The 25,486-nt window shown below is 41.3% G+C and carries 16 protein-coding genes; 12 read left to right on the top strand and 4 right to left on the bottom strand.

Annotated elements, in window-relative coordinates; genetic code table 11:
• From DSM08_RS17280 to DSM08_RS17265, 4 genes are read left to right on the top strand one after another with little or no spacing between them, the layout of a single operon-like run.
• Positions 1 to 1,494 (top strand): RagB/SusD family nutrient uptake outer membrane protein, encoded by a 1,494-nt coding sequence (locus tag DSM08_RS17280; RefSeq protein ID WP_149527306.1) that lies wholly within the window; start codon positions 1 to 3, stop codon positions 1,492 to 1,494.
• Between the two features lie 4 nt (positions 1,495 to 1,498).
• On the top strand, positions 1,499 to 2,266 hold the full coding sequence (locus DSM08_RS17275; protein WP_149527305.1) for a DUF4843 domain-containing protein: 768 nt from the start codon (positions 1,499 to 1,501) through the stop codon (positions 2,264 to 2,266).
• 10 nt (positions 2,267 to 2,276) lie between these two features.
• Positions 2,277 to 3,749, top strand: a complete 1,473-nt coding sequence (locus DSM08_RS17270) for a PKD-like family lipoprotein (RefSeq protein ID WP_187773901.1) — start codon at positions 2,277 to 2,279, stop codon at positions 3,747 to 3,749.
• Between the two features lie 5 nt (positions 3,750 to 3,754).
• Positions 3,755 to 4,873: a peroxiredoxin family protein gene (locus DSM08_RS17265; RefSeq protein WP_149527303.1), complete on the top strand. Its 1,119-nt coding sequence runs from the start codon at positions 3,755 to 3,757 to the stop codon at positions 4,871 to 4,873.
• A 78-nt stretch (positions 4,874 to 4,951) separates the two neighbouring features.
• Here the strand turns inward: DSM08_RS17265 and lipB are convergent, their stop codons facing one another.
• The 4 genes from lipB to DSM08_RS17245 all read right to left on the bottom strand — a co-directional run bounded on the left by lipB (position 4,952) and on the right by DSM08_RS17245 (position 10,103).
• On the bottom strand, positions 4,952 to 5,650 hold the full coding sequence (gene lipB / locus DSM08_RS17260) for a lipoyl(octanoyl) transferase LipB (protein ID WP_149527302.1): 699 nt from the start codon (positions 5,648 to 5,650) through the stop codon (positions 4,952 to 4,954).
• Between the two features lie 27 nt (positions 5,651 to 5,677).
• Positions 5,678 to 6,868, bottom strand: a complete 1,191-nt coding sequence (gene hflX / locus DSM08_RS17255; RefSeq protein ID WP_149527301.1) for a GTPase HflX — start codon at positions 6,866 to 6,868, stop codon at positions 5,678 to 5,680.
• Between the two features lie 87 nt (positions 6,869 to 6,955).
• Positions 6,956 to 9,061 (bottom strand): ATP-dependent DNA helicase RecG, encoded by a 2,106-nt coding sequence (recG, locus tag DSM08_RS17250; protein WP_149527300.1) that lies wholly within the window; start codon positions 9,059 to 9,061, stop codon positions 6,956 to 6,958.
• 655 nt (positions 9,062 to 9,716) lie between these two features.
• On the bottom strand, positions 9,717 to 10,103 hold the full coding sequence (locus tag DSM08_RS17245) for a RidA family protein (protein ID WP_149527299.1): 387 nt from the start codon (positions 10,101 to 10,103) through the stop codon (positions 9,717 to 9,719).
• Between the two features lie 102 nt (positions 10,104 to 10,205).
• On the opposite strand from DSM08_RS17245, the gene nagA reads away from it, so the two are divergent.
• From nagA to DSM08_RS17205, 8 genes are all read left to right on the top strand, one after another.
• Complete coding sequence (nagA, locus tag DSM08_RS17240; protein ID WP_149527298.1) at positions 10,206 to 11,315, top strand: N-acetylglucosamine-6-phosphate deacetylase; 1,110 nt, start codon at positions 10,206 to 10,208, stop codon at positions 11,313 to 11,315.
• Between the two features lie 72 nt (positions 11,316 to 11,387).
• On the top strand, positions 11,388 to 13,040 hold the full coding sequence (locus tag DSM08_RS17235) for a glycoside hydrolase family 10 protein (RefSeq protein WP_149527297.1): 1,653 nt from the start codon (positions 11,388 to 11,390) through the stop codon (positions 13,038 to 13,040).
• Between the two features lie 806 nt (positions 13,041 to 13,846).
• Positions 13,847 to 15,079 carry an exo-beta-N-acetylmuramidase NamZ family protein gene (locus tag DSM08_RS17230; RefSeq protein WP_149527296.1) on the top strand — a complete coding sequence of 411 codons (1,233 nt, stop codon included), beginning with the start codon at positions 13,847 to 13,849 and terminating at the stop codon, positions 15,077 to 15,079.
• A 189-nt stretch (positions 15,080 to 15,268) separates the two neighbouring features.
• Positions 15,269 to 18,733, top strand: a complete 3,465-nt coding sequence (locus DSM08_RS17225) for a SusC/RagA family TonB-linked outer membrane protein (RefSeq protein ID WP_149527295.1) — start codon at positions 15,269 to 15,271, stop codon at positions 18,731 to 18,733.
• 19 nt (positions 18,734 to 18,752) lie between these two features.
• Positions 18,753 to 20,564: a RagB/SusD family nutrient uptake outer membrane protein gene (locus DSM08_RS17220; protein ID WP_149527294.1), complete on the top strand. Its 1,812-nt coding sequence runs from the start codon at positions 18,753 to 18,755 to the stop codon at positions 20,562 to 20,564.
• Between the two features lie 26 nt (positions 20,565 to 20,590).
• Positions 20,591 to 22,018, top strand: a complete 1,428-nt coding sequence (locus DSM08_RS17215; protein ID WP_149527293.1) for a DUF4623 domain-containing protein — start codon at positions 20,591 to 20,593, stop codon at positions 22,016 to 22,018.
• 94 nt (positions 22,019 to 22,112) lie between these two features.
• Complete coding sequence (locus tag DSM08_RS17210; RefSeq protein WP_149527292.1) at positions 22,113 to 23,558, top strand: glycoside hydrolase family 10 protein; 1,446 nt, start codon at positions 22,113 to 22,115, stop codon at positions 23,556 to 23,558.
• A 55-nt stretch (positions 23,559 to 23,613) separates the two neighbouring features.
• On the top strand, positions 23,614 to 25,452 hold the full coding sequence (locus DSM08_RS17205; RefSeq protein WP_149527291.1) for an outer membrane protein assembly factor BamB family protein: 1,839 nt from the start codon (positions 23,614 to 23,616) through the stop codon (positions 25,450 to 25,452).
• Positions 25,453 to 25,486 lie beyond the last annotated feature (34 nt).

The raw sequence follows: 25,486 nt of genomic DNA, 5'->3' as shown, positions 1-25,486 counted from the left end.
ATGAAGAAAATAATACTAAGTGTTATCACGATATTACTTTTTGCTAGTTGTGAAAAGTTCTTAGATGTAAACCCGATTAACAAAGCATACGAAGATGATTTATTAACTGATCGTTCAGGTTTCGAATCTGTTCTCGCTGGGGCTTACTTAGGCATGACGTCTGAAGAGATGTTCGGAAAGGAAATGAAGTACGGCTTCTTGGAAACGCTTGGAGCAACATATAATAATTTAGGTTCAACCCACTATTACTACCGTGGTTCAAGACATGAATATGGTTATCCAAATCCTGTTACGAACATTGAAAATATATGGGCAGTGTCCTATCAAATAATTAATCAGTTGAATACAATCATGAAAAACATCGATGCAATAAAAGCAGATGAATTTCATGATATCGTTAGAGGAGAGACAATTGGAACACGAGCGTTCTTACATTTTCAATTATTAAAGCTCTTTGGGCCAGTAATTAGTCAGGAAGGCCTTAATGCAACAGCAATACCCTATGTTGACAAAACTGAGTTTAAAGGAGTCAAATTTTCCACAGCAGGTCAGGTTATTGACAAATTGAATGCTGAGCTTGCTGAGGCTAAAAAGTTGTTGGAGGACGATCCAATTCGTACAACAACACGAAATGCGAACCTTAATCAATATGGTTATGAGAAGTACAATAGTTTAATCGATCACCGCGGTGCTCGAATGAATTATTATGCTATTGTGGCGATGCAAAGTATGGTGGCTCAATGGGCGGGTGACAGTAAGGCTGCAGCGACCTACGCTGAGGAATTAATTCAGGAATTGGAATCTCGAAGTAATTCTATTCACTTAGCGACTTCCGGCGAATTGGCACAGGCAATAGATCGCAGAATGCCTATGGAATCCATTTTCACATTGATGAATCCAGAATTGATAAATAGTAATATCGAGGTGAATCCATTGGTAGAAAATCCAGCGTCTTCTTCGACTTCCCCTCTTTTATTCCCCAATTATAATTTATTGTTAAACGGCTTGTATAATGCGCCAGAACATGGTTCGTTGAACGACGTCCGATTAGTCAACTGGTTTGCTCTTTCAACCAATTCAACAACAGTGCGAAAAATTGTCAAATACCATTTCCCACAATCTTACTTATACACTGATCTTAATTTTCGGAAATACTTCGAAAGTAATTTAATCGGATTACATCAGATTTATATGATCGCTGCGGAAGAATATGCTAAATCAAATCCTGCGAAAGCGATGCTTTATTTAAATAAAGTGCGCGCTGCGCGTGGCATGACGATTAACCTGTCATTTGACGCTTCTAGAACCGAGGAAAATATTAAGAACTTAATTTTTGAAGAGGTGAGGAAAGAGAATATCAGCGAAGGGACAATGTTCGCAGAATATAAAAGATTATTTAGAGCAATTCCTAGAGCAACGCCTGTAGCACCGACGCTCGAGATATTTAAGCTTCCGATTCCAGCTGACGAGAATTTATATAACCCGCAAAATTAAGGATATGAAAAAGTTATTAATTATTACCATAGCCTGCATGTTTTTTTGCGGCTGTAAAGAAAATGATTTAGTTGAGTTCTCCGCAGATGACTCCTTTATTAGTTTTGCTCTGCCGGATTTGTCGAATAGACCTAAAGAGCGCTTTTTAGATAGTGTCTATTATAGTTTCGCTACGGATACCGCTATAGGTCTGCAGGAAAAGACGATTGCAATTCCGATCGCCATTGGAGGTGTAGCAAAACATGAAGCGCGTAACTATTCCTACGAGATTAATCAAAATTCAGATTATGATAGGGCGTTGATCGAGATTTCGGAACCAACTATTGCTGCCGAACGTTATGTCGATACATTATACGTTAAAATTAAAAGAGCGAAGGAATTAGGAGAGAAAGAAATGGTTTTGATTCTCAATCTGAAGGATAACGAGAACTTTAAAGTTGGTCATCAATATAATAGCGAATTGAAGATCGTTTTTAGCGATATCATGATTCAACCTACTTGGTGGAATGCTTGGTCGAGGGTGCTGGGCCCATTTTATAAAGAGGTTATGCAAAAATGGATGCAGATTTATTATTTGGGAGCTGATATGTCTCCGCACCTCACAACAAATGAACCCGGCCCCGTTTACTATTGGAATAATATGCCTAGTTCCGCGAACCCGAGTTGGTATCCCATCACCTTTATGTATATAGAGGTGATGAAAAATTACTTTCAAGAGAATGTTATTTATCCTGATGGCGATACGAGCAAAGAACGAATTCTTTTACCATAAATTAATGAAAATGAAAATTACTAATCTATTTATATATAATTTGTTGTCTTTGATTTTGTTAGTCTCTTGCTCCAAAGATTTGGGGAATTATGATTACCATCAAGTCAATAAAATCAACATTGGGGGAGTACTCGAAGGCGATCACAATGCTGAGCGAATTTACGATTTGCCTTTCACGGATACGCTGAAGATAACCCCGACGATTACCGGAAGCTTAAGTGGAACTGATCTTAGTAATCTGAGTTTCCGATGGAGAGTAGACGGCGATGAAATTTCAAATACCAATAAGTTTGAATACATCGCTAATAAAGACTATGGAAAATTGAACGCAGATTTAACCGTCACCGATAATAAGACTGGAATAGAAACCTCCTATAGTTTCTTCGTAAATGTAATTAATCCCTACAAGTTAGGTTATTACGTTTTATCAAGAAGGGCTACCGGAGAATCCATTTTATACTGTAAATCGACTATTCGCGAAAAAAATGAATTTGAAGAAGTGGTGATACCCAATATATCGTTGGGTAGTAACCCGATAAGTATCGGGGGTAACCGCCAATATGGATCTTCTGTAACGGACTATTATAATAGACTAGTGTTAGGAATGAAAAACGCACCTTATCCGGTTATGATGGTCGACTCAAGAGAGTTTTTGCCGAACATACTCTATGATAAAAATAGCTATGTCGGCGACAAAGAAAGTTTTATTTTTGAACCAACTGATGTTGTGGCTGATCGTTATAATCCGATTGTCTATTTGGTAAATCAAGGTAAGCTACATGTATTACAAAAGGGAGGAATCAGTCTGCCGGCATTAGGTTCTGATGAACTAGACTATCGGATAAATAAAGGAGGAATGGCAGGAGCTTCCTTCTACACACCTTATTTCTTCAGTTTCTATGATTCAAAAAATAAGATGATTCGTGTATTGGATAACGGCATTAGTTCAGGCGTCTCTTATACCTATATCAATGTATTTGATGAGATTACAAATACGAGTATCTACAAAGATCAGGAATTCGTAATCAGCCAACTTACGTACTTCAACGATGATCCCAAATACGTTTATCTTATGAAAAAAGATAGCAGATTGTTTGCATATTGGGTTTCATATAATGGAGATTTAAAACCTATTAGCTTTCAAAAGATCGCAGAAGGAAACATTCCTGCGGAAGGGACACTAAGGTTTGCGAGTTACGATTTTGACGCGAATTATTGGTATTTAGCTACCGATAAAACTATCCATAGGGCTTCTTACTTGGGATTAGAATTCCAGCCTTTTGTCACACTTCCTGCTAATGCACCTGGTTACATAACTAAATACAAAATGACTGAGGGGAAATTGATGATTACGACCTATGACCCTACCTATGCGGGCGAGAAAAAATCATCAGTTTATATTTACGATATCAACAAAATGACTTTAGAAATTGCTATGCCTCATTCCGTAGCTGAAGCGGTTGATTTACATATTGGGATTTAATAAGTATGAGAAAATATATAATAAACCTATTATTCCTTTCGCCTTTGTTGGCCGTAGGACAAAACAACACAGCCTTTGAACTTGAAGGGCACAATATTAAGGAAACTAAGAAAGTGTATATCCTGCATTATTCATTTGATGATAATGCTCAGATAATAGATTCTGCGATTGTAACGAATGGTCGGTTTTTACTGAAAAGAGAATTTGCAGGTACGGCTTATACAGGGATTTTATTTAGAGAACGTTTTGAGGCTCAGCATCGAAATCCAAAAGACTTTTGGTTTTACATGTCACCGGGGAAGACGGTTGTTGATTTTTCTTCAAAACCAAAGGTAACCGATGGAGGCGAGCTAACTCGAACTTACATGCAATACCTGAAGGACATGGAAGAGAGCAAGGCGGTCTTCAACTCAAGCGCTTATTTAGCGGAAAAAGCAATAGCAGATTCCTTAATGGCCGAGGCGCGTGAAAAACAAATAGAATTACTCACAAAATATGGTACTCCGCAAGAAGGCAGTATCAATACAAAAATTCAGTTCATCAAGAATAATCCCAATAATCAGCTAAGCGTATTATTCCTAGAGTCTCTAGCGGGGGGTAAGCCTGACGTAGCGATGATTAAGCCATTGTTAGCAGGATTATCCGCAGATTTAAAAGCAACAAATAAAGCGAAACGCTTAGCAAGTTTATTGAAAGGGATGGAGCTGGTAGTTGGAGCAAAAGCAGTAGATTTTACGCAGCCTGATCTTAACGGCAAGCCCGTTAGTTTAGCGGACTTTAAAGGAAAATATCTATTGGTTGATTTCTGGGCTTCATGGTGCGCGCCTTGCCGTCAGGAGAACCCCAATCTCGTCGCAGCTTATAATAAATATAAGTCGAAAAACCTGGAAATATTAGGGGTTTCGCTTGACAATAAAAAGGAAAGTTGGGAGAAAGCGATAATTGCAGATAAATTGACCTGGATACACGTTTCAGATTTGAAAGGGTGGTCGAATGCTGCAGCTGAAATATACGCTATACGTTCAGTGCCTTCGAACATATTGATCGATCCTAACGGTATTATTATCGCTAAGGATCTTCGAGGCGAAGCCCTTGACGCTGCTTTATCGAAATTGATAAAATAGAAGCCTCTCAGAGGCAAGAAAATAGCATAACAAAAAAATCCCCAAGCAATCTGCTTGGGATTCTTTGTTTTATCATCCTTACCCTATCTCCATCTCAAAAAGCCTTCCCAGATTCCCTTTCAGCTTCCCTTTCACCTCTTCCATATCCAGCTTTCTGCCCAGTTCCCTTTCCATCGAGGTTACATCCTTATCATCAATCCCGCAGGGAACGATATTTCCAAAATAATTCAAATCCGCATTCACATTAAACGCAAATCCGTGCATCGTCACCCATCTAGACGCTCTCACACCCATCGCACAAATCTTTCTAGCCTTCTCGTTATCCGGATCTAGCCAAACCCCGGTATATCCAGGGTATCTTCCTGCTTCGATTCCATATTCCGCAAGCGTCATGATGATCGCCTCTTCCAAAGTCCTTAAATACAAATGTATATCCGTAAAGAAGTTATCCAGATCCAGGATCGGATATCCCACAATTTGACCCGGCCCGTGATAGGTAATATCGCCACCTCTATTGATCTTATAGAAAGTTGCGTTTTTCTCTTTAAGCCCTTCTTCATCCAGCAATAGGTACTCCATGTGCCCACTTTTCCCCAATGTATACACATGGGGGTGCTCGGTGAAGATGAGGTAATTCGGAGTCTCCAATGTCGTATTGTTGACTCTGTTATCGTGTTTTATTGCTAGTGTCTTGGCGAAGATCTCCTCCTGTCTGTCCCACGCTTCCTGATAATCTACCAAGCCCCAGTCAATAAACTGCACTTTTTTATTCTGCATGCTATTCTCTTCGAACTCCTGATTCGATTAATATAATAGATTGTTATACGGATATCGTGCGTTATGCATCTTAACGATTATCTCATATAACTTCTCTTTAAATTCTTCTACGTTGATCTTATCGGTTGCCGAGATAAATATCGCCGGATCCGAATTTTTTGCCATCCATGAATTTCTGAAATCATCTAACGTCACTTTGATCTCTTCACCCTCTTCATCAACTTCCACCGGCGGCTTGTATGCGTCGATTTTGTTAAATACCGTAATAATCGGTTTATCCACAGCGCCGATATCCTTTAAGGTCTCGTTTACCGCGTGGATATGATCTTCAAAATAAGGGTGTGATATATCCACCACATGGATCAATACATCCGCTTCGCGAACCTCGTCCAAAGTCGATTTAAAACACTCCACTAAATGGTGAGGCAACTTACGGATGAAACCAACTGTATCTGAAAGCAAGAACGGCAAATTGTCGATCACCACCTTTCTCACCGTCGTATCCAAAGTCGCAAACAACTTATTCTCGATCAACACGTCCGACTTCGAGATCATATTCATGATCGTCGACTTACCGACGTTGGTATAACCGACCAAAGCCACACGGATCATCTCGCCACGGTTCTTGCGCTGCGTTTCGTTTTGCTTATCGATATTGCGCAAGCGCTCCTTCAATAGGGAAATCTTATTCAAGATCATCCGTCTATCACTCTCAATCTGACTCTCACCTGGACCACGCATACCAATACCACCACGCTGACGCTCCAAGTGAGTCCACATACGGGTCAATCGTGGTAATAAATATTGCAACTGCGCCAGCTCTACCTGCGTCTTCGCCTGCGCTGTTTTTGCATGCTTCGCGAAGATGTCTAAAATCAAGTTAGAGCGATCCAGTACTTTGATCTCAAAGTATTTTTCAATGTTTCTTAGTTGTGAAGGCGATAGCTCATCATCAAAAACAACCATATCGATTTCTTCTGCTTTGATAAACTCTTTAATCTCTTCCAACTTTCCGCTGCCAACGAACGTTGCGCGGTCCGGGTAGTGAAGCTTCTGCGTAAATATGCCTTTGGTGATCCCGCCGGCAGTTGTTACTAAAAACTCCAATTCCTCTAAGTATTCCTTTGCAGTTTGATCTGAAACATCCGGAGTGATCACACTGACCAATACCGCCGTTTCAGGCTTTACTGCTGTATCATATATTTTTATTCTCGCCATGTATTATAATTAATGTTTATTGCATAGGAGTGTTTCCACGCATTCCCTTGTTACTAAGTATAGAACAAGGATACAAAGGTAAGGTTTTTAAGATATTTTGTCCCAAGAAATCGCCGAGCCTCTTTGGTTTAAGATCTGTACCAAAGGATGGTTCTTCTCGGCAGCGAGGTTAGGGTCATCTTTGAAGATCTGTATCACCGAATTTCTAGCCTCTGAAAGGATAGCCTGGTCTTTCGCTAAATCAGCGATCTTCATTTCCAATACGCCAGACTGCTGGGTTCCGGAGATGTCGCCCGGCCCGCGGAGTTGTAAATCGACCTCCGCAATCTCAAAACCATCGTTCGTACGCACCATCGTTTCCAATCTTGTTCTCCCTTCTTTGCTCAACTTATTGCTCGACATCAGGATACAGTACGATTGTTCCGCACCACGACCTACGCGACCACGCAACTGGTGCAATTGCGAAAGACCGAACCGCTCGGAATTTTCAATGACCATTACTGACGCATTCGGCACATTGACACCGACCTCGATTACCGTCGTCGCGACCATAATCTGCGTCTGATGCTTTACAAATCGTTGCATCTCAAAGTCCTTGTCCTTCACGCTCATCTTTCCATGCACAATACTGATCTGGTATTGAGGCATCGGAAACTCCCGCAGTAAGCCCTCCAAACCAGCCTCCAAATATAGCAGATCCATCTTCTCCGACTCCTTGATCAAGGGGTAAACGATATAGATCTGTCGTCCTTTGGCTATCTCTTCGCGCATGAATCCAAATACGCGCAGTCTTTTATTTTCAAAAAAGTGTACTGTCTTAATCGGTTTTCTGCCTGCTGGCAACTCATCAATAACCGAAATATCCAAGTCCCCATACATTGTCATGGCCAAAGTGCGCGGTATAGGCGTCGCGGTCATCACCAACATATGTGGAGGAATAGTATTCTTACGCCATAGCTTGGCGCGCTGTTCTACACCGAAGCGATGCTGTTCATCGATAACCACAAAACCTATATTCTTAAACTTGACCTTATCCTCGATTAACGCATGCGTACCGATCAGAATATCCAACGTGCCATCCTCCAGCTCTTGGTGTATGACTCTCCGAGCCTTGGTAGGAGTCGAGCCGGTAAGCAATTTGATATTACAAATATCATCGCCAAGAAGTTCTTTAAGCCCGTTATAATGCTGTGTAGCCAATATTTCTGTCGGTGCCATCATGCAGGCTTGGAAGCCATTGTCTATAGCTAACAGCATGCTCATCAACGCAACTACCGTCTTCCCGGAGCCCACATCTCCCTGCACCAACCTATTCATCTGTGCGCCTGTATTCGTATCAACACGTATCTCCTTGATCACGCGCTTTTGCGCATTGGTCAACGGAAAAGGAAGTCGCTCTTTAAAGAAGCTGTTGAATTTCTCGCCAACCGCTGTGAAACGATGCCCCCGGTACTTCTGCGTATTCAACTGTTTGTTTCGAAGCAAGCGCAATTGAATGACGAAAAGCTCTTCAAACTTTAACCGCCGGATGGCAGCAGCCATCAACTGTTCATTCTGTGGGAAATGAATGGATAGTAAGGCCTGCGCATAGGGCATCAATTGATGCTGTTCTATAATGTATGCCGGCAAAGGATCGACTAGGGTTCTGAAAACAGTAGCTAAAGCAGCTTCTTGCAATTTCTGTATCCCTTTGCTATCCAAGTTGAATTTCTTTAGTTTTTCGGTCGAAGAATAAACAGGCTGCATGCTCATATTACCGATGCGCTTCTCTTTCTGCTGATACAGCTCCATCTCCGGATGGGTAACCGACAGCATACCATTGAACTCTGTGGGTTTACCATACATAACATAAGGCGCCCCCACGCTCAGACTTTTCTTCAACCAGGATAGACTTTGAAACCAAACTAACTCCATTACACCTGTATCATCTCTAAACTGAGCAACAAGGCGTTTCCCTTTTTTTTCGCCAACCTCCTGCAAAGAAACCAAGCGCCCCAACACCTGTGCACCAACCATATCAGGATGTAATTCACGGATTTTATGAAATTTAGTCTTGTCGATATAGCGAAAAGGGTAGCATTCAAGCAGATCGCCAATAGTAAATATCTGCAACTCTTTCTTGAGCACATCAGCCTTCTGCGGACCAACGCCTTTCAAATATTCAATAGGGGTGATTAACGATAATTCTGCCATCTTGGAATCCCACTAAATTAGTGAAAAACCTTTATCTCAAGAAAACTTTCCTATTTCCGTTGAAATAGATATTAGACATAAGATTTTAGACATTAGACGTTTCGATTGATTGATTTTGTTTTGAACCTTTGTTTAGAAAGGGAAATTTGTCTTGAACAGGGAAAGAAAGGATTGGCAGAATCGGGTATGGTATTGGGTATTGTCAGGATGCTTTGTCTTGAACCAAGAAAGGAAGGATGCAAGGATTAGCAGGATCAGATAAGGTGCTGAATGAAGAAGGGAGAGTATGTGCAATAGGAGACGTTTCACTAAACGTCTCCACAAATGTATGTACCACATCCCTTCTTACCTCGCATTCCCCGATCCTGCCAATCCTAAAATCCTTCCTTTCCTGGTACAAAACAAAATCTAATATCTAATGTCTAACATCTCATATCTAAAAAGCAAAAAAGCTAAACATCGTTCAGGTTGTCTAGCTTTTTTAGGTTGTGTTTCAACAATTATGCTGCGCTGTAGGGCTACATGCAGACTTTTATAGTATAAAAAAAGTGTCCAAAATTTGAATAGTAAGCGTTGTATTTGCTTAATACAAACATCCAGCTTTTTATTATTCTAAAAAGTGACACCCATTATAAAATAAAGGGATTGTTTGCACTTATGCCTTCCACGCGATTACGGAAATCTCCACATTCACTTCTTTAGGGAGGGTTTTAACAGCGACACATTCTCTAGCGGGTTGATTTTCTTTGAAGTATTCTGCATACACTTCGTTTACTGTAGCAAAGTAGTCCATGCTACTCAAGAATATGCTGGTCTTTACCACATCATTAAAATCATAACCTGCATTTTTTAGGATAGCACCAACGTTCTTCAAAACCTGATGTGCCTCATCAGCAACGCCTGTGCTGATCAATTCCATCGTTTCCGGAATCAAGGGAATTTGACCTGAAACATATAAAGTTTTGTCTGCTTTAATCGCTTGATTGTATGGACCGATAGCTGCAGGGGCTTTGTCGGTATTTAAGATTTCTTTTTGTGACATAATCGTATAGATTTATTCTTTTCTGTTATATACTAACAAGGACTAAGATACAATTAGACGGTCGATTTTTTAGAAAAAAATGAAAACTGCCTATATTGCAGGATGAATCAAAACCTAGCCCTTTGTAATGGCCGTATCTTTACGGAATATCAGGTCTTAGATAACCACGCCGTACTCATTAGTAGGGATCGGATCCTAGCAATCGTACCGTCTGACGAAATTCCCAGTGATTTTGAAGTAATCGATGTGCAAGGTGGCAACATCTGCCCCGGTCTTATCGACCTACAGATTTATGGTACAGGCAATGACCTATTTTCTGCCGAGTTGACCGTGGAGTCGCTTTCGAAAATAGATCAGAACTTACTGAAGCAGGGCTGTACATCCTACATGCCGACACTGGCGACCAATAAATTAGCAGTATTTAAAACTGCTATCGATGTGTTTCGCCAAGTGCAATCTAAAGTTGCCTTAGGCTTGCATTTGGAAGGACCCTTTTTAAATCCTGCTAAACGCGGTGCCCATCCGGAAGAACTCATTATCAAAGCAACGAAGCCTATATTAGAAGATTTATTACAGGGTCAAGATGTGGTCAAAATTATGACCATTGCGGCGGAATTAATGGATCAGGAATGCATAGATTACCTTCAGGAGCAAGGAGTCCGCTTAACACTTGGACATAGCACCGCTACCTATCAACAAGCGACCTCGGCCTTTAATAAAGGTATAGGGATGGTGACCCATTTGTGGAATGCCATGTCGCCGTTTCATCATCGCGAAGTAGGAATTCCAGGTGCCGCATTCTCGCATGCTTCCGTAGCGGCTTCCATCATCGTTGATGGCATACATGTGGATTATGAAGCCGTTCGGCTCAGCAAAGAATTGATGGGGGAGCGTCTATTTTTAATTACCGACGCCGTAGCTGCCTGCAATAAAGGAGTCTATCAACATGTGCTAAACGGCGATCATTACGTCATGCCTGATGGAACACTTTCAGGTTCCGCATTGTCTTTATTACAGGCGGTAAAGAACTGTGTGCAGCATGTCGGCGTCGACCTTTCGGAAGCTCTCCGCATGGCAACGCTTTATCCGGCACGCCAAATTGCGCGTGACGATATCGGGAATTTGAGAACCCATAGTCTCGCGAATATCCTTGTTTTTGATTCAGAATATCGCGTGCAACAAGTTGTTTTTGAGGGCAAAAGAATTATTTAACGTATAACTTATAGGTTACAATTTGACATAAACGTGCAAAAAGACGTAGTTTTGTAAGTTAAGAAAGTGTATATGATGAGAAGATTTATTAGTCTTTGCGCATTATCGGCGGTATTGTTTACGGGAATTTCCTGCGGTTCGAAGAACAAGCAGAGCAAGGCCGCTAAACAGAATACAACAGAAATAGCAAAGGAATCACAGGTGGCCAATCAGGTGCCTGAAACAAAAGATGCGGATAAGCCTACAGAAACAAAACCTGTGCAACAGGCGGCGAAAGTGGAGAAAAAGGAAAAGGTGAAGCCGGCTTTTACAGCAAAATTGCCACAAGTTCCACGTGAATTCCGTGCCGCCTGGATCGCAACGGTAGCCAATATCAACTGGCCAAGTAAAAACAACCTGTCGACAGATCAACAAAAAGCAGAGGCAATCCGCCTATTGGATATGCTGAAGGAAAATAACTTCAATGCAGTTATCTTTCAGGTTCGCCCTTCCGCAGATGCACTATATAATTCACCCTATGAACCATGGTCGTACTTTTTGACCGGACAAATCGGTAAAGCACCTTCGCCATACTATGATCCTTTAGAATTTTGGGTTGAAGAAGCGCATAAAAGAGGATTGGAACTGCATGTTTGGTTAAATCCTTATCGTGCTCATCATTCAAACGGTGGTTCAGTAACCAACGAGTCCATGGTAAGAAAAGCGGCAGATCATGTGGTGCGCCTTAGAAATGGTATGTACTGGTTTGATCCATCCAGCCAAAAAACGCAAGACCATGCTGCTGCGGTTGTACATGATATCGTAAAACGCTATGATATCGACGGTGTACACTTTGATGATTATTTCTATCCATATGCAACTTATAACGGAGGTGCTGACTTCCCGGACGACGCAACATGGAATGCTTATAGAAAAGCGGGAGGTACTTTAAGCCGTCCTGATTTCCGCAGAGATAACGTAAATAAGTTTATTAAACGCGTCTATACTGAAATTAAAGCGGAAAAACCGCATGTGAAGTTCGGTCTTAGTCCTTTTGGAATCTGGAAACCCGGCTACCCGGCAGGTGTGACAGGTTCTTCACAATACGACGAACTCTATGCTGATGCGAAACTATGGTTAAATGAGGGCTGGATCGATTATTTTACGCCTCAGCTTTATTGGCCAATTGACCCTCCAAAACAAAGCTTTACAAGCCTATTGAAATGGTGGCAGTCTGAAAATACCCATAACAGACACTTATGGCCAGGGTTAAATACAGTGGAAGTAAGAGCGCCAAACCGCGTAGAAGAGATCAAAAGACAAATTGAAGTGACGCGTCAAGTGGTTCCTAACTCGGTTGGAGCAGTGCACTGGAGCATTGCAGGTTTGACAAAAAATCCTTCCATGCTTAAAGCATTACATGAAGGTCCTTATAGCCAACGCGCTTTGGTACCCGCGTCCCCATGGTTGTCTGCGAACCCAATATTAAAGCCTACTTTGATGTTGACTAAACAACCAAGTAGCGTTTTTGCAAAATGGTTACACAAGCAGCCTGAGCAAGTATTTAAGTGGGTGGCGTATGCACGTTATGGTAACACTTGGAGCGTCGAGATATTAGATGCGCCGCAAACCGAAATTAGTTTCCCGAAAACTAAGGATGGACAAAAGCTGAATGCCATTGCCGTGAAGCCAATCGACCGACTTGGAAATGAAGGCGACTATATCGGCGAGAATATCGAAGATTAAACAATTAAAAAATAAACAAAAAGGCTGTTCTTAATTTGAGGGCAGCCTTTTTTTATTGACCTGTCTGTTTTCAATGTACATCAAGAGCTTTCGTTCCAGATCATTTTTCAATCCCAACATGAATGGTTTTCTGAAAGTGCCTGTTTCTGATGATCATTAAGAAGCTTACGTCCCTGTCGCTATTTGAATGGACCTAGGTAAAGTTGAAGTTTAATGAAACCCATTACTAACCCCTATCAATCCCAATCCGAAAGGGTTTTGATAGGGGTTTGTATTGGGTTAGCATTGGGTTTGAAAGGGGAGTAGCCTAACTTAGGCCTCTGCTTAGGACGACAGCCCTCAAATCCAAATATTGATATCGCTTAAACGTTTTCAGCAAAATTCAACAATATACATATCGACAATACTGACGGATTTAGGAATATATCTCATCAGAATTATAGTAAGAAACAGTGTAGAAATTGGCTAGTTTGTTGCTTCAGACAAAGAATGTTTTGAGTTTTCCGAACGCTGAAGTTACGCAGGGTCTATTTGTCACCTTATTGTTACTTAAATGTGTTAAAAGTACACTATCTACAACAGTACAAATACGGGGGAAGAGCGCTAATTCTTTCGGAAACTGATGTTTTTGCAGGATTCATCAAAAATATCGCAAAACACGCATATTCGTTTTTGTGCGTGTTTTCTGTTTCTTTTTGCTTAAAGTTGTAGGATTTACGCTATCGATTGCTTTTATATGCGGTATTTGTTTTAATTTTACGAGGTAAAGCACAGAATACCTGTTTATTTGCGCCAAATCGATATTTATGAAACTATTTTTGCTGCATACTGCATTATTCGGAGTTCTATTAACAAATAGCTGTGGAACCACGTCAAAATCAGTGGTGAAACAAGAAGCTGCACAAGAGAAACCGCAAAACAACGCAAACCTTATTGTTCCGGGAGCCGATCAACTTCAAGCTTATTTACCCTTGCTTAAAGGGAAGAAGGTGGGGATTATGGGAAATCAAACCTCCGTTGTTGGTGAGCAAAAAGAACATTTGTTGGACGTTTTGTTGCGTGAAGAAGTTGATTTGAAATTCGGGTTTGCGCCAGAGCATGGTTTCCGTGGCGATATTGAACGTGGTGAAAAAGTAGACAACGCCGTTGATTCAAAAACAGGTCTACCTTTATATACTCTTTATGGAGGTAATGAAAAGCAGGATTCTATCGTACAGTCAATCGACGTGATGATCTTCGATTTACAGGACGTAGGCGCTCGTTTCTATACCTACATCACCTCTTTACATCGCGTGATGGAATTATGCGCAAAGCATAACAAGGAGCTAATCGTTCTGGATCGTCCGAACCCATGTGGCGACCAAGTTGACGGACCTGTTCGTAAAGACGATAAGTTTAAATCCAATGTCTCTTATCATAAGATTGCAATGGTACATGGCCTGACCGTTGGTGAACTTGCTAAGATGATCAACGGAGAGAAATGGTTAGAAGGTGGAAAACAATGCAAGGTAACTGTGATTCCTGTAGAAAATTGGGATCATGGAAAAATGTACGAGCTTCCTGTTATCCCTTCGCCAAGTTTACCGAACCACCTTTCCGTACGCCTATATTCTTCTTTATGCTTGTTCGAAGGTACAGAGATCTCCGTAGGTCGCGGTACAGATTGGCCTTTCCAGGTTGTAGGTTATAACAATCCTGTTTATGGTGATTTTACATACACCCCAGGCGAAAAAGCTGGTATGGTGAAACATGTGGAAGGTAAAGGCGAGAAATTGTATGGACTAGATCTTCGTAACCTGAATGCAGACGATCAGAAGTTCACATTAAAGTATATTCTACATTTTTATAATAAGATGCCAGACAAGTCTAAGTTCTTCAGCAGAGCTGAATTCTTTGACAAACTCGCTGGTACCGATCAATTACGTAAAGATATTATTGCTGGAAAAACCGAAGATGAAATTCGCAAGAGTTGGGAGCCGGAATTGAAAGAATATAAAGAAATGCGTAAAAAATATTTAATCTATCCTGATTTTAATTGAAAAACATGTAAAAGGCTCAAATAACATTTGGGCCTCTTTGCTTTTCTTTTTGCATAAACACTCATAAAAACGCATAAAGAATTATGAAATCAGGTAATTATCTGTAAATTAGTGACGGTTTATTCATTATCTACAAATGAAAACGCCGAATTATGATAAAACAAACTTTTTAATTTTAATCGATAAGCAATGCGAAGACTTCTACTCTTTTCTCTCGCTCTAGGCTTAACTATGCCGTCCTACGCTTCATTTGCTGAGGCCTCGACTGCAAGTAACCTTAGAAAAAATGCAAGCTGGACGAATGCTTCCTCAGTTCTACAAAATACGGTCCAAGGAACCGTATCTGGCGCTGATGGACCAATCGCTGGTGCAACAGTAACAGTTATCGGTACATCAACGACAACTGCTACAGATGGCAACGGTAAATTTACGATCACAGCACCGGTAGGCTCTAAATTGAGAATCTCTTTTGTGGGTTATGACTCCAAGGAGGTTACAGTTGCCGGAAATACGGTAAACGTGACTTTGGAAGGCGCAGCTGATGTGTTGGATGAAGTTGTGGTAGTAGGTTATGGTACGCAAAGAAAGGAACACTTAACAGGTGCCGTTTCTTCCATCAATGTGGAAGAAGTGATGGGTAGCCGCCCTATCCCCGACGCGGGTCGCGGTATGCAAGGTACTATACCGGGACTTTCTGTTGTTATTCCTTCTGGTGAGGTTGGTTCCGATCCGGTAATGAAAATCCGTGGTCAGGTAGCTTCCATCAAAGGGTCTGCGAATCCATTGATTTTAGTAGACAACGTAGAGATTCCAAGTATCAATATGGTAAACCCTAATGATATCGAATCCATCTCTGTATTAAAAGATGCGGCGTCTTCATCGATCTACGGTGCTAAGGCAGCATTTGGTGTGATCTTGATTACGACGAAAAAAGGCGCAAAAGGCGATTCGCACAATGTGACTTATTCGAATAACCTTTCTTTGCAATCTCCTATGAAACCTATTGAGATTGCAGGTATCGATGGTTTAGAATATACCTTAGAGGCGCATGAAAATATGCAAGCTGCCGGTCCTGCTGGTGGTTTCTGGCGTGTTAACCGTGAGAGCTTCGAAAAGATTAAAGAATGGCAACAAAAATGGGGCGGAATCGTGAATGATCATGACCCTGTTCTTTATGGCCGCGACTGGTATTTTGAAGGTGGTGAGAAGTATGGTTTGCGTCTATATGACCCGGCAAGCGTAATGATTAAGGACAATGCGTTCTCGCATTTGCATAATCTAGGCTTGAACGGAAAAAGCGGAAACACAACGTATAACATGAGTGTTGGCTATCTAGGTCAACAAGGGATGATGAAGCCTGCGAATGACGATGATTTCACTAGGTATAACGCTACAGCAAATATCTCTACGAAGGTAAATGATATCCTTACACTTCGTGGTGGAGCCATGTATTCTGACGGAACCAAACGTTATCCAAACTCAGCGACAGGTTTTGGTTCTGACCCTTGGTTATATCTATACCGTTGGTCAAGATTATTCCCTATTGGTGCACAAGAACATGGCACCGATGTTCGTGACCCTTATTTCGACACAAAAAATGCACACACGGCGGAAAAAATCAATCGCTACTTAAACCTAAACTTAGGTACAACCATCGATATTATGGATGGTTGGGATCTGAAGATGGACTATGCTTACAGCACGCAGAATAGTGGAGATAGATCTTCTATGCCAACATTCAGAGGTGCTTGGCACTGGTATGCACCTGTTGCATGGAATGATGCAAACGGTAATCAAGTTTATGTAGATGAGAATGGTATTCCTACAGACAATGGGGGAATGCTAGCATATCGTTTTCCAGTAGAAACATATATTACGAAAGAGCAATCGAATATCTATCGTCGCTCGTATTTCTCTAAAAAACATACATTCAACGCATTTACGACCTATAACAAGGTTATTGCAGATAAGCATGAGGTTAAATTTATGTTGGGAACCAATATGGTTGCTAACAAATGGGAAGACTCGTGGGCGAGACGTACAAATTTAATCAATGAGGAAAATCCACAATTCCCGTTTGCTACCGGAATTCAAGAAAGTGGTGGTGACACCGATTGGGATTCTCAAGTTGGTTTCTTCGGACGTGCGAACTACACTTTTGCTAATAAGTATTTATTAGAGGCTAACCTTCGTTACGATGGTACGTCGAAATTCCCTACGCACCTGCAATGGAAATGGTATCCTTCCTTCTCAGCAGGATGGATCCTGTCCAACGAGCGTTTTATGGAAAGCCTAAACCCTGTATTAAGTTTTGCGAAATTGCGCGGTTCATGGGGTAGTATCGGTGACCAATCGGTTAATAACGATTTGTATGTACCGACAATGCCGGTTTCCCAGAATAACTGGCTCAATGGCGAGGCTTTAAAGTATTATTATTTAAGTACACCGAGATCAGTAAGAAGAAGTTTATCATGGCAAAATATTGAGCACTCAAATATTGGTGCTGACTTACGTTTCTTCAATAAGTTGGGTTTAACTTTTGAATGGTTTCAACGCTCAACGAAAGATATGATTGTTGCGGGAGAAGTTCCTCCGGCAACGTTTGGCCAAGCTACTTCTCCTGAAGGGAACTTTGGTAACCTAAGAACTAGAGGATGGGAAATTGCATTAGACTATTCACACAGATTTGATAACGGTCTAAGGCTTTCAGCTAATGCGAATTTAGCGGATGCGATTACAATTGTTACTAAAGGCGCAGACTGGGCAACAACTTGGGAAAATCGTTTATTAAATAATAATAGCTTTTCTACAGGAAGACGTTATGGTGATATCTATGGTTATGTAACGGATCGTTTATACCAAAAAGAAGACTTCTTGTACGACGCTGATGGTAATCATCAGAAAGTTACTATCGTACATGAAGGCGTATCGAAAGTAACCAATCAATTGGCTGGGGACAATCCGGTTTACCAAACCTTCTTTGAGGATGGTAATGGTATTATGATTATGAGCCCTGGTGATGTGAAATTTGTTGACGTAAATGGTGATGGATATATCACAAACGGTGATAATACCAATGGTAATCCTGGTGACCGCGTCGTAATCGGTAACTCAACGCCTCGTTACGAATATGGTTTCCGTTTAGGAGCAGACTGGAAAGGATTCGATTTATCGGTGTTCCTACAAGGTGTTGGAAAACGTGAGATCTGGGGTTCTGGTCAATTAGCTATTCCTGGCTATCATGTTAAGGATGGAGCGATGCCACAAGCAATTGCGGAAGATTTCTGGAAAGAAGATCGTACTGATGCGTTCTATCCTCGCGCTTGGAACTTGGGTGGAGCAGACGAAGGCTATGTAATGCGCCCTCAAACTCGTTATCTATTGGATATGTCATACTTCAAGATCAAGAATATCACATTTGGTTATGCAGTATCAGAAAATGTGTTGAATAGAATTCACTTAAAAAATGCACGTATCTACGTGTCATTAGAGAACTTCTTCACCTTTGATAACCTACGTGGTTTACCTATTGATCCAGAAACGATTTCTGGAAATAGCATGCTACGTACAGATGGTAACTATAACTTGGGTAGAACGGGTGCTGGTACACCGTCGTTCAAGTCCGCTTCTTTAGGTATTCAGATTGGTTTATAAACTTTAGGAGGAAATTATTATGAAAATTAAATATAGCATTTTTGTAGCGGCAGCATTGGCACTAAGCAGTTTGAGCAGTTGTGAAAAATTCTTAGACAGACCGGGGCTTACCAATTTAAATGACGATAATGCATGGACGACAGAAGATAATGTTCGTTTATATGCAAATAAATATTATACCGACTTCTTCGTTGGTTATGGCGTGGGCTTTGATAATGGTGATGCCCTTTTAGCAGGGTATACGTTCAGTGATGATTTATTATTTCAAGGTAATCAATCGCAGTTTACTAGAGCGGTGCCTGTAAGTCAAATTTGGAGCTATACCAACATCCGTTCGATCAACATCATGATCGACCGTGTGCAGAACAGAATGTCTTCTGTTCTTAGTGAAGAAGCTTTTAATCACTGGATGGGCATCGGTCGTTTCTTCAGAGCATTCCGTTATTCTCAGTTAGTACAATCGTATGGAGATGTTCCATATTACGATCGACCAGTAGATATTGATGAAACCGATGAACTTTACAAAAAACGTACGCCTCGTAACGAGGTGATGGATCATGTTTATGATGATTTAAGCTTTGCTTTAGAGAATGTGCGTCTGAATGACGGTGTTCAAAATGTAAACCGTTACGTGGTTGCTGGTTTCGTGTCTCGCCTTGCAATGAATGAAGGCTCTTGGCAAAAATATTATTATAAAAATAATGAACGTGCGAAGAAGTTTTTCGAATTAGCATTGAGAGCTGCGGAAATGGTTATCGCAAGCGGTAAGTATGATATTGTTACGGATTACCGTTCGCAATTTACTTCCGAGAATTTAGCTGGTAATAAGGATATGATCCTTTACAGACAGTATGATGATGCCATAAGTGTGAAGCATACAATTCTCTCTCTTCATAATTTAGCAGAAAACATTACCTATGGTCCAACAACGGATTTAATTAAATCGTACATCTGTAATGATGGCAAGGTTTGGCAAAATTCGGATTTAGCGCCAGCGAGCGACTTTACACTCGACTCTTTGGTTAAGACAAGAGACTCTCGTTTTGAAGCTACTTTCCACACAGATCCTTCGATCAGGAATAGAGCTTCGTATTTATATATCACGAAATTCTTACCAAGAGAAGTTCAAAACCGTGTCGCGTCTGGCGGAGCGCCAGGAGTTCCATATTCAGGAGCAAACAATACCACTGACGCGCCAGTATTGCGTTATGCCGAAGTATTGTTGAACTGGATAGAAACCAAAGCGGAATTAGCGGCCCTTGGTGGTGTAGCAGTTTCGCAAGCGGATATTGACCGTTCTATCAACAAGATTAGGCTACGTCCATTGGCAGCAGAAGCGATCGCAAAAGGTGTGAAAATGACAGCGCCTATGAAGTTAGGCGAGTTACCGCAAGATGCAGAGCGTGATGTTCAGGTTTCAAGTCTGATTTGGGAGATTCGTAGAGAGCGCCGTATGGAAATGACGTTTGAACATTCTCGATTAGCAGATCTTAAGCGTTGGTCGAAATTGCAATATATGGATACACAGCAAAATCCAGACTTACTTTCCGGAGGATGGGTGAATTTCTTGAAGGAACTACCTGGAGATTTGAAAACTGGTGTTTCCGTTGTGAAATTGAATGGTCAAATTGAAGTTTTCAATGCTGCTGATCCGGACAGTCCGGCGAAGATGAATGGCTTCTATCGTTATGTTGAAAATGCAGATAGACTTCCGTTCTTAAATCAAGCGAATGTGAACCCATACTTATCACCGGTTGGTAGAAACCAAATCGCTGAGTATGAAGCTAAGGGGTATGTCTTGGATCAAACACAAGGATGGCCTCAAAATTAATATTGAATTCATAATAGATTAACCATATGAAAATGAAATTAAACCGTTCTATTGGCGCAATGATTATTGCTCTAATTGGCCTTGCAGGTTTTAGTTCTTGTTCAGAAGATTTTCCAGGCAATGTGGAATCCGATAAATACACAGATCTAAAGGCTATCCGCATTGTTAACGCGGGTGAAGATGGAACAGATGTTTTGGTAGGAGAGATAGACGAGAATAAAAAGACGATTTCCTTCCCACGCATCGATACGCTTACTGATTTTTCGAACGTAAAGTTCGAAGTTGAAACGTCTGAAGGAGCGAGTATAGAAAATACCGTTTATAATATTCCTTATCAATCCGGTGATACCCAGAAAGAGATTATTATTAAAGTATTGAACTCGCCTAGATTTAAAGAATATAAGGCATTAATTCGCTTTAAAGTACCGGTATATGGTGCTGATTTTACAAAACCTACCGTGATGGATTATTCAAGTAATCCGGTTGGAAATCCTACTTATATTGGATGGGGTGGACAATTGACGAGAGGGTCAGGATTCGACGGTAAGCACGTTTTAGTTGTTAGTCGTGGTGCTACTGGAATTCATTTACTTCCGGTGGAAGATTTGAGAGAAAATCGTCTTACGCCTATCAAATTAGATGTGACTGGAATCACTGGTGGTACTTTCACACATAATATGGGCGCACAAATTAATGGTCACTCTTATGTTGCGAACTTATCAACATCACAGGCATCGCCACTAAAAATTTACCATTGGGCCACATCTACATCTGCTCCGGAAGTTATTGCTAATATTAACGTAGCATCTGTTGCTGGAGCTGGGGCTCGTCACGGAGATAATTTCTCTATGAGTCTGGATGAAAGCGGAAATGGCTATGCTTTCTTTATCTCTGGGGGTGTTCAGGTAATGCGTGTGAAGATCGAGAATTACAACCAAGTAACGGAAACTGTTTCTTTCGATACGCGTACGACCTATGGACAATGGTCTGCATACAATCATATCGCAGGTTCCGAGTCTTATTTAGCAACCGGACATGATAAACCAATTGCAGTATTAAATAATGCGGGTAGTGTAGCATATACCATGGGCGCTACTTCTATTCCAGTTCACTCGGGTGACCCACGAGTTATCAATTTTAATGGACAGCGCTACTTATTGGTGGTTACTGTTCCAAGAACAGCGAATACAGCGCCTGATGCTGTGTTGAGAATTTATAACATCACAGCGGGGGCAAATATAGTAGATGCGCTAACCGCATTTGAGCAAGGGGATAAAAAACCGGTGTATGAATTCCCTGTTTCGGCAGCGACAAACACTGCCCCTGGTACACAATCAGGTTTCCATATTGTAAAAGATGCTGACGGAAAAGACCAGAAGTTAATGGTTTACGGTGCGACTACCGATGCTGGATTTACGATTGTAGAATTCCCGGTGAATGTTGCAGAAGATTAATGAAATCTTTCAATTAATATAAGGAAGGGACGTCTGACGCTGGTTTTTAAATCGGTGTTCGGGCGTCCTTTCTTCATTTCTAACCCAATTATAGATGAAAAGATTATCCGTTTATTTTAGCTTATTTTTTGTACTTGCTCTGTTGCTTAACAGCTGTAGTAAGAGTTCTGATGGACCGGGTGGCACACCTGATCCTGATCCTGAACCACCAGTGACAACCTTGAAATTTCCTGCTAAGGAAATGCGTGGCGCTTGGATTGCAACCGTATGGGAGCTTGATTGGCCTGGGGTACGCGGTGAAGCTGCACAGAAACAAAAGTATATTGAGATACTTGATCGTTTGAAAGCATTGAAGTTTAACGCGGTGTTTTTTCAGGTCAAAGGAATGGGTGACGCATTGTACAATTCTCCTTATGAACCATGGTCTGCTGCCATATCGGGAACACGTGGCGTTGATCCGGGCTATGATGTTATGAATTTCTTAATCGAAGAGACGCATGCTCGTGGTATGGAGTTCCATGCTTGGATGAACCCTTACCGTATTTCAACACGAGCATCAGCAAGTGGAGCTTATCCTGCACTCCATACTTCTGTCGATGCAAGTTGGGTTATCGACCACCCCACTATCCGTATTTACAATCCAGCATTACCAGAGGTGCGTCAGCGCTTGAATGATATTGTCAAAGATTTTATCACAAAATACAATGTCGATGGGATTCATTTTGATGATTATTTCTATCCTTCCGGTGTAACTCATAATGATGATGCAGACTATCAGAAATACGGGGCCGGATATAGTACAGTTGAGAGTTTCAGAAGGGGGAATGTGGATAAGGCGATTGAAGGAATTTTCAATACAATTAAAGCGACGAAGCCACAAATGGTGTTTTCAGTTTCGCCAGCAGCGAATAAGGATAATAACTACAATGGACTTTTTGCTGATGTAGCGAAATGGACGTCTTCCGGCTGGGTGGATATATTGATTCCTCAGCTTTACCAAGAAATTGGCAATTCGTTCAATCCTTTTGAGCGCAATTTGGCGACATGGTCTCAGTTCCGTGGGAAGGCAGGATTGGTAATCGGACATGGTTATTACAAATTTGGTGCATCCGATGGTGGTGCTGCCTTTCAAAATACAGCTGAGTTGGTTAATCAATTCGACTTAGCGCGTAAAAATCAGTATGTAAGAGGAAGCGTAATGTATAGTGCGCGCGATGTTTTGGCAAATAGAATTGGTATTACCAACAAATTGGCAGAGCTTTATGCCAAGGATGTGCTGATGCCTTTCTTTGGTAGAGAAGTTGCTGCAAAGCCTGCAACGCCATCCAATGTTAAACTTTCCGGGAATGAGTTAACTTGGTCAACGACTGGTGATGTTAAATCGGCGGTATATTATTTTGCTAATTTGACAGCAGAAGGAGAGCTATTGGCATTTACTGAAGAGAAGAGATTAAGTGTTTCTAAATCGGGCTACTACGTGGTTACTGCCGTAAATGCGGATCATGTAGAAAGTAAAGAGTCAACTCCTTTGAAAAAATAATCAAAAGGCTTCCTAAAGGTAGCGAAGCCTTATCATCTACCTAAACTTTGTATTGATGTATTTGCCGAGACTTTTTGTTTTCATCTTTTTGATATGGGGGCAAATTTCCTTTGCCCAATCTTTTCGTTTTGCTCAGGTTACCGATACGCATGTTGGCGGTTCAACCGGCGCCGATGATGTTCGTCGGACTGTGCAGGATATTAATAAGCTAAAGAATATAGACTTTGTGATTTTCTCGGGCGATATCACAGAATTTGGTTCCGATGAGGAATTGCTGTTGGCTAAGCGCATTTTGGATAGTATCCAACGCCCGTGGTTTGTCATTCCGGGAAATCACGACAGTAATTGGTCAGAAAGCGGTGCGAATAGCTTCCGTCGTGTTTTTGGTAAAGAAACATTCTTTTTGAAGCATAAAGGCTATGATATCATCGGGACGGCTTCAGGCCCGAATATGCGGATGAGTCCGGGTCAGATTCCAAGAGAGAATCTCATATGGATGGACTCGATTTTTCAGGAATATCCTAATAAAGAAACACCGTTGATCGCTATTAATCATTATCCATTGGACGAATCCTTGAACAATTGGTATGAATCTATCGATCGCTTGAAAACACGAAATGTACAGTTGGCTTTATGCGGCCATGGACATCAAAATCGTTTATACGATTGGGAAGGCATTCCGGGTGTGATGTTACGATCGAACCTAAGAGCGAAAGAGGAAGTCGGAGGGTATAACTTAATTACGATACGTAATGATTCAGCAATTTTTCAAGTCCGTCGACCGTTAATTAAAACGGAGGACCCTTGGTTGGCTATGGCACTTCGACCTGTGCAGCCTGGGGTAGATGGACAATATGCTCGCCCGGACTACAGTGTAAATAAGCAAACTACCGCAAAGTTAGTTTGGGAATATCAGGATCATGGAGATATAGGTGCAGGCATGGGTACAGATGGTAAGCTATTATTTACCGCAAATACCGTTGGTGAAGTGTTTGCGCTGGATTTACATGATGGAAAGCGAGTTTGGTCATTCAAAACCGGAGGCAAGGTATATTCTACACCAGTATTTCATCAAGGAATGGTGGTTGTAGGCTCTACTGATCACTTTATTTATGGTCTGGATGCTAAGACAGGTGCATTAAAATGGAAGCTCGAGGCGAAGAAAGCGGTTTTAGGCTCAGCAGCTGTAGCTAAGGGAAAAGCGTTCATCGGTGCTTCTGACGGTATTTTCAGATGTATTCAGGTGGCTGATGGAAAATTATTATGGCAGTTCGATCAAGTGAAAGGCTATGTTTCCACATTGCCCACTTTGGCGGATGGCAAAGTGATTTTTGGATCTTGGGGCAATGGTTTTTATGCGCTCGACCAAAACAGTGGGGAATTGCAATGGGAATGGTGGAATGGACATCAGAATAGGATGTTTTCCGCAGCGGCAGTTTACCCTGTCGTTCATAAGAATCGAGTTTTTATTGTTGCACCGGATCGTTATATGACGGTGATAGATTTAAAAACCGGCAAAACCATATGGCGCGAAAAAAAGGACTCTGAAAAAGTAAGGGAATCAATAGGCTTGTCGTCCAATAAGAAGCTCGTTTATGCAAAAACTATGGATGGCGAGTTGATCGGCGTTCCGGTGATGGCTGATAGTATGGATATCACCTGGAAATCCGACTTGAAATTGCCGTATGAATTAGCGCCTACTGCTATACAGAGTAAAAAGCGAACCGTATTTGTGCCAAGCGACAAGGGGTTATTTACAGCGTTGGATGCTAAAACCGGAAAAGTTAGGTGGCAATATAAAGTTTCCAATGGTATGATTAATCCCCTACTATTATGGAAAGATAAGGTTGTTATCAGTACAATGGACGGAAAGATAAGTATGTTATCTTATTAATTCGATTGTATTTTTTTCAATATAAAAAGGAATT

The organism is Sphingobacterium hotanense, from assembly GCF_008274825.1.
GTDB lineage: Bacteria > Bacteroidota > Bacteroidia > Sphingobacteriales > Sphingobacteriaceae > Sphingobacterium > Sphingobacterium hotanense.
Note: the sequence above shows the minus strand (reverse complement) of the source record. Positions and strands in the feature narration are given on the sequence as shown.